Below are 6,663 nucleotides of genomic sequence, written 5' to 3'. Positions count from 1 at the left end.
GAGATTGACGCGCTGTTCCTGCTGCACCGGCTGCTGCTCGGGTCTCGGCAGGCCATAGATCAGAAACGCCACGATGAGCGCATGCAGGATCAGCGATGCGGGCAAAGCCCACAGCAAATGCCGCCGCCGTTCTCCTGTTTCGCCCTTCATCCGCACCGATGTGGAATGAAATAGCGGCGGCTTCAAGCATAGGTAGTGGATTGGCTTGATTTAACCGCTGACAGGTTGGTGATCGGATGACGACGCGCAGACCTCAGGTCAGCCAGTTTGCCGCTGGCGCGGGATCCCGTCCAGAAACCGTTCGTCCAGCCGCGTCTCGCCAAGCCAGTTCAGCCGGTTGATGCTGATGAAGCCGGCATCGATCGCGTCGTTCTCGTCGCCCGGCTGGCTGTCGTGAGCCCGCCCGCGCGGCACGGTGATGACCGTGCGGTCGCCGTCGCTCTCCACGATCTCGGCCTTGCGGGCGATCTTGTCGCGACCGATGCGCGGCTGGCGGATTTCGGCCGGCAGCGAGGTCGGCAGGTTGATGCTCAGCCAATGACCCTCAGCGGCCCAGTCGGCGCGCGATTGCCACAGGGACACGATCAGCGCGCCAAGCCATTGGTCGTCGCCATCGGTGAAATCAGGATTTTTCACGCGTGAGAAGCCAATGGCCGGAACGCCCCAGAAAGTGGCCTCCCGCGCAATGCCGAGCGTGCCGGAATAGGCAAGGTCCTCGGCAACGTTGCGGCCATCGTTGACACCCGACAGCACCAGATCTGGCTTCTTCGTATCGGCGAACAACCAGGTCATGGCGCTTACCACGCAATCGGCCGGGGTGCCGGAACAGGCGTACCAGTTCGGTTTGAGGCGCCGCATGGTCAACGGCCTGGCAATCGTCAATGACGAGCCGGCGGCGGTGCGCTTGCCGTCGGGCGCGACCACCCAGACATCGCCGCTCAACGCGCTGGCGGCCGCGACCAGACGGGCAAGCCCCGGCGCTTCGATGCCGTCATCGTTGCAGATCAGAATTCTCATCGTTTTCTTGCCTCCGACACCACTATGCGCTGGCCGGTGCGGCATTGCGTGCGCAGCGAGGGGATGTGGGATTGCAGGTCGCCGAGAAGATCCGGCGTGCAGGAATGGCCGAGTGCCGCGGGACGGCCGGCCTTCTCCCAGATATCGACATTGCCCGACAGCGTCGGATGGGTCGGCATGCGTACCCAGTCCGCCCGACCGGCCTTGTGCAACACATCGCCCGGCGAACCTGACGGCAGATGCCCGGTAAGCAGCACCGGAAAACCGGAATGGTCGGCACGCGGCAAGAGGCGCGACGATGGGCCGGCTTCACCCATGCCGTCATCCGCCAGCAGCGGCATGGACGGCAGGGGATCGGCATCGGTCCAGTCGGCTGCGTCTTGCAGGCGGCGGCGCAGCAACGTTGAAACGCCCGGCAACAGGGCTGCCGTGGCGCCGATCTGCGCTTCCAGGGACGAGCGCATGCCGGCATGGATGGCGAACGGCCCTGGCAAGGCCGCGATCAGCTCCAGCGACCGACCCGAGAGCGGCGTCGGCAAAAGACACCCGCCCGAATGCCTCGCAACCCATTGCGAGATTTCGCGCGCACGCGCCGCCCCCGGCACCGGATCGGCGCCGTAGGAAGCATCGAGGACAAGCAGGTCGCAGTGCGGGATCGTGTCCATGACGAAGACATTGCTGTCCGGCACCACATCGGCGGAATAGGCGACGCGGCTCTCGCCATCGTCCACGGCAAACCAGACGCCGCCCACGACATGCCCGGAGCGTCCCGTCCGGATCGTGAAATTGCCGCTGTTCAACGTGTCGCCGGGTTCGAACAATTCGAGGCGATCTTCGGGAAAAGGGAACCGCCTGAAATCCTCGGGCTCAGCATAGCCGGCGAGCGTGGCAGGCGCCTCGTCGCGGGTCTCGGCGGTCATGAAGATCGGACCGGCATAACCGCGCGACAGCAGCCAGCTCAGCGCGCCGATATGATCCTCATGCGCATGCGAGACGAACAGCGCATCGATGTCGGCGACCGAGCCGTTCAGCGCCGGATAGTAGTCCGCCCCCGAGGCGCCGACCTTGATGCCGACGTCGAGCAGGATGCGATCCTTGCCGCTGCAGACAGCAAGGCTGGTGCGGCCCTTTTCGCCAAAGCCGCCGAGCAGGTCGAGCATCATCACGATGCCGCCCCCGCCGCCGGGATCAGCCAGCCGGAGCGTATCCGCAGGCGTGCCTGGGCTCCGCTCTCCAGCGCGACTGGATCGGGCTGTTCGAAATGCAAGGTGAGGTCGGGATTGGTCGAAGGCGTGAATTCGATGCGCGCCGAGCCACCCTGGTAGATCACCCGCTTGACCAGACCATCGAAGCCGGGACCGTCCGGCGACACGTCGAGATCGGCCGACCGGCAGCAGACCTTTGCCCCGGTTCGCGGCCGCTCGCCTGGCCGGCAGCGGACAACCAGTTCCGCGCCGAGAACGCGGACCTTGCAGTGCCCTCTTTCTTCCGCGCTCAACACATCCGCAGGCAGCAAAATGCCCTGCGAAATGAAGGAAGCCACCATTTCATTTGCCGGCTCATGATAGAGTTCGCGTGGCGTCGCCAGCTGGGCAAGACGCCCGCCATCCATCACCGCGATCCGATCGGCCAGCGCCATCGCCTCGGCCTGGTCATGGGTGATGTAGACGATCGTCGTGCCCGTGCGCTTGTGGAAGGACGCGAACTCGTCCTCCATCGAAGCCCTCAGATGCACGTCGAGATTGGCCAGCGGCTCGTCGAACAGAACCAACGAGGGCGCGGCGACAAGGCAGCGCGCCAATGCCACGCGCTGGCGTTGGCCGCCGGACAGATTGGCCGGCCGACGCTCGCCCAGCCCTTGCAGATTGACCAGGGCGAGTGCGTCTTCAACCTTCTGGCGCGCGACGGCCTTGTCGAGCTGCGCCACCTTCAGCGAATAGCCGATGTTTTCGGCGACCGTCATGTGCGGCCACAGCGCGTAGTTCTGGAAGACGATGCCGACGCGCCGCTTTTCCGGCGCGACGCTGCCGCCCTTGCCCGACACGACCTCGCTGCCGATACGGATCTCGCCTGACGTCACCTTCTCGAATCCGGCAACGAGCCGCAGCAGCGTGGTCTTGCCGCAGCCGGACGGCCCGAGCACTGCCAGGAACTCGCCGTCGCCGACATCGATCGATACGTCCTTGACGGCATCGAAATTGGCGAAGCTCTTGGTCACATTGTCCAGGCTCAATCGCGCCATGGCAGCACTCCGGTCGGAAGGTAGGGGGCAAGCAGATTGGTCACCAGCATCAACAGGAAAGTGACCGCCACAGTGATGACGGACATCGCCGCCGCATAGTTGGAATCGCCGCCCTGCTCGAAGGAAAACATCACGACACCGATCGTCTCCGACCCGGACGACCACAGCAGCGCCGAGACGGTAAGTTCGCTGAGCGCCGTCATGAAGATCAGTAGTCCGCCGGCGATCGCCGCCGGTGCCACCAGGGGAAAGATGATCGTGCGCATGCGCGTGAACAGCCCGGCGCCCGCTACTTGCGCCGCCTCCTCCAGCGCCCGGTCGATCTGGTGATAGCCGCTGATGGTCGGCCGCAGCGCCAGCACCAGGAAACGGGCGAGATAGGCGTAGAGGATGATCCAGACGGTGTTGTAGAGCTGGATGCCGGTGAGCGGGATCGGCCGCAGGAACATGAGCAGCGAGGCGATCGCCAGCACCACGCCGGGCAAAGCATAGGGCAGCTCGACCGACAGATTGAGCAGCCGCACCCAGCGCTGCTTGCCCCATGCGATCAGATAGCCGATCGGCACTGCGACCAGGACCGCGAAGAAGGCCGCCGCGATCGACAGCCAGAAGCTGTTGAAGAAGGCGCGGCTGGCCGCGTCATGCTCGAACAGCACGAAGCGATAATTGTCGAGCGTTGCCGTCTTGGCGGTGAGCGCGATGCCGTAGCCCGGCACCAGCGATGTCAGAACCAGCCCGAACAGCGGCAGGAACAGCACCACGATGATCAGCAGCCACATGCCGGCCTGGACCGTAGGCCGCCAGCGACCGAGTTCATAGGGTTCGGCCGAAAGCGACGTGGAGCTGATGCGATAGTCGCGGCGGCGGCTCATGATCTCCTGGGCAAGGATACCCGCCATGGCGATGATGCCGATCAGCACCGATAGGAATGCGGTTTCGCCGAGCACGGCGGGGCCGCCGCCGGCCAGCTTCTGATAGATCAGCGTCGGCAGCACGAGATAGTTGGCGGGAATGCCGAGAAAGGCCGGAATGCCGAAATTGCCGACGCATGAGACGAAGGCAAGGGCAGCGGCCGCCATGATCGACGGCGTCATCAAGGGCAGCACGATGGTGACCAGCACGGTGAACCAGCCGGCACCGCCCGCCCGCGCGGCTTCGACCAGCTCGCGCGGCAGCTTGCGCAGCCCGGCGCGCACCAACAGGAAAACCAGCGGGCCATACTGCACGCCGAGCAGCAGGATGATGCCCGATGTCGAATAGAGCGGGTTCCTGGTACCGAGCGGCGGTGCCGCCCCGAACAGCTTGAGGAACGGGCTTGCCGGGCCGAACAATTGCAGCCAGGCCAGCGCCGTCACCTGCGGCGCGATCATCAAGGGCATGACGTAACAGAGCACCATGGCGCTGCGAGCGCGGATATCGGTCAGAGTGACGAGGACGGCCACCAGCGTTCCAGACAGCACCGCAAGCAGGGTGCCGCCGATACCGACGACCAGTGTGTGCCAGGTGGCGATCCAGGTCGCCGGACTGGCGAGCCCCGCCTTTATCGCGACGGTCGACAGCGTGCCGCCGGGCGCCACGATCTCCTTGATCAGGCGCAGCATCGGCAGCAGGGAAAGCAGGACGATGACGATGGCTACCGCCGCCGTCAGGACCATTTCCTGGCCCCGGCTTTCCCTGATCCGTGTTGACATGATTGCGTTTCCTGGGGTCGATCAGCCGATGCGATCGGGGTTTTGCCCGTCAGGGATACCGCTGGGACGGCACCCCTGACTGGATTGCCGGCTCAGCCCCCGAACAATTCCGAGAACTTCGCCTTGTCGGCGTCGGTTTTGGCGACGATTGCCTTGGTGTCGAACGGCATCACCTTGACCTTGACGCCTTCCGGCAGCCATTCGGGGCGGCCGACCGAGGCGCGCGCCGGCAGATAGCCCATCGAAAGCGCAAGCTTCTGGCCGTCATCGGAAAGAATGAAGTCGACGAACTTCTTGGCGCCGTCGACATTCCTGGCGGTCTTCATGATGGCGACCGGTTCGGTCACTGCCGGCACACCTTCCGAGGGGAACACGAACTCGACCGGGGAACCCTTCTTCTTGGCGTTCATCGCCATGAAGTCGACCAGGATGCCATAGGGCTTTTCGCCCGATGCCACCGCCTTCAGCACCGCACCATTGCCGCGCACGCTGACGGTGTTGTTGGTCTTCAGCTTCTGGAAGAAATCCCAGCCATAATTGGCGTCGCCGACGAAGCCCGAAAGCAGGTAGGCGGCGGCACCCGAATAGAGCGGGCTCGGCATGACCAGGCCATCGGCATAGGCGGGCTTGGCAAGATCGGCCCAATGCTGCGGCTTCTCGGCCGCGGCGGTGTTGTAAACGATGCCGGTGGTGATCAGCTTGCTGCCGAAATAGGTCTTGTCGGCGTCATAGGCATCCGCCTCGATGCCATCGAGCTTTGCCTCGGGATAGGGCAGTAGCCGGTCGTCCTTCTTCAACAGCTCCATCGAGACCGCATCGGCGATCAGAAGCACGTCGGGCTGCGGGCTGCCGGCGGCAAACTCGGCCGCCATCTTGGTGAGGATGTCGCTCGTTCCGGAGCGATAGATATTCACATCGATACCCGGCTGCGCCTTCTTGAAGGCATCCACGGTCTTGGCCGCGTCGGCTTCCGGCTGGGACGTGTAGAGCGTCAGTATTTCGGCGTTTGCCACGCCGGCAAACAAAGTTGCCGCGAGCGCCAGCTGGCTGGCCAGCAGCTTGATGAAGTGCGTCTTCAATGAGACCTCCTGTCTTTCTGTGCATGACCGGTCCGGCTCTGGCCGGCTCCCCGTCTCTTCCTCCCTGCACGGCGCATATGACTGGTGGATGACACAGCGCGTGAAACCCACAAAATATGTTCATATGTACGATGTCAATTACAAATGAACAGAAATGTGCGACAATCGACACGCCGCAGATCCGGCATCAGTTGACATCCGGCCGGTATTTCCTTGATGAGCACCGGTCAGGCCACGGCTCATGAGGGACAGGAACCGATGACCACAGAAAAACCCAGACAGGCTCGCCTGCCGATGGTCTCGTCGGACCTTACCGTCAAGACGGCATGGCTCTACTATGTCGAAGGTTTCACCCAGGAACAGATTGCCGAAAAGCTCGATGTCTCCAGGGTGAAGGTCATGCGTACGCTGGCCTCCTGCACCGCCGAGGGCATTGTCGTCACCATGATCAACGCGCCGACCGCCGGGCAGGTGGCGCTCGAGCGGGGACTGGAAAAGCGCTGGGGTCTGAATGCCGCCGTCGTCATCCCGACGCCTTCGGCGCATGACCATCTGGAGAAAGCCATCGGCCATGCCGTCGCGGCCTATCTCGGCGAGCAGATGCAGGACGGCATGACGCTCGCCATCGGTGGCG

6 protein-coding genes are annotated in these 6,663 nt (G+C 64.0%); 1 reads left to right on the top strand and 5 read right to left on the bottom strand.

Features of this window, described 5'->3' with window-relative positions; translation table 11 throughout:
- Positions 1–258 precede the first annotated feature (258 nt).
- The 5 genes from EOA22_RS20750 to EOA22_RS20730 form a co-directional block, all read right to left on the bottom strand.
- Entirely contained in the window at positions 259–1,017 is a 759-nt protein-coding gene (locus tag EOA22_RS20750; protein ID WP_027162942.1) for a 5'/3'-nucleotidase SurE, read from the bottom strand.
- Positions 1,014–2,180, bottom strand: coding sequence for an MBL fold metallo-hydrolase (locus EOA22_RS20745; RefSeq protein ID WP_063169126.1), 1,167 nt, complete (start codon positions 2,178–2,180; stop codon positions 1,014–1,016). Before EOA22_RS20745 ends, EOA22_RS20750 begins: the two co-directional genes overlap by 4 nt.
- Entirely contained in the window at positions 2,180–3,259 is a 1,080-nt protein-coding gene (locus EOA22_RS20740) for an ABC transporter ATP-binding protein (protein ID WP_063169127.1), read from the bottom strand. The genes EOA22_RS20745 and EOA22_RS20740 overlap by 1 nt, the downstream gene beginning before the upstream one ends.
- Complete coding sequence (locus EOA22_RS20735) at positions 3,247–4,950, bottom strand: iron ABC transporter permease (protein WP_063169128.1); 1,704 nt, start codon at positions 4,948–4,950, stop codon at positions 3,247–3,249. Before EOA22_RS20735 ends, EOA22_RS20740 begins: the two co-directional genes overlap by 13 nt.
- Positions 4,951–5,042: 92 nt before the next feature.
- Positions 5,043–6,029 (bottom strand): ABC transporter substrate-binding protein, encoded by a 987-nt coding sequence (locus tag EOA22_RS20730; protein WP_063169129.1) that lies wholly within the window; start codon positions 6,027–6,029, stop codon positions 5,043–5,045.
- Positions 6,030–6,287: 258 nt separating this feature from the next.
- Here EOA22_RS20730 and EOA22_RS20725 point away from each other — a divergent pair.
- Positions 6,288–6,663: sugar-binding domain-containing protein (locus EOA22_RS20725; protein ID WP_281040770.1), on the top strand; the 376-nt coding region annotated here is incomplete at its 3' end.

It is taken from the genome of Mesorhizobium sp. M7A.F.Ca.US.014.04.1.1 (assembly GCF_003998745.1).
Classification (GTDB): domain Bacteria; phylum Pseudomonadota; class Alphaproteobacteria; order Rhizobiales; family Rhizobiaceae; genus Mesorhizobium; species Mesorhizobium ciceri.
Note: the sequence above shows the minus strand (reverse complement) of the source record. Positions and strands in the feature narration are given on the sequence as shown.

Excerpts from the sequence above, each read along its gene's own strand:
- EOA22_RS20750 (WP_027162942.1), bottom strand. The coding sequence starts at position 1,017 with ATGAGAATTCTGATCTGCAACGATGACGGCATCGAAGCGCCGGGGCTT.
- EOA22_RS20745 (WP_063169126.1), bottom strand. The coding sequence starts at position 2,180 with ATGATGCTCGACCTGCTCGGCGGCTTTGGCGAAAAGGGCCGCACCAGC.
- EOA22_RS20740 (WP_063169127.1), bottom strand. The coding sequence starts at position 3,259 with ATGGCGCGATTGAGCCTGGACAATGTGACCAAGAGCTTCGCCAATTTC.
- EOA22_RS20735 (WP_063169128.1), bottom strand. The coding sequence starts at position 4,950 with ATGTCAACACGGATCAGGGAAAGCCGGGGCCAGGAAATGGTCCTGACG.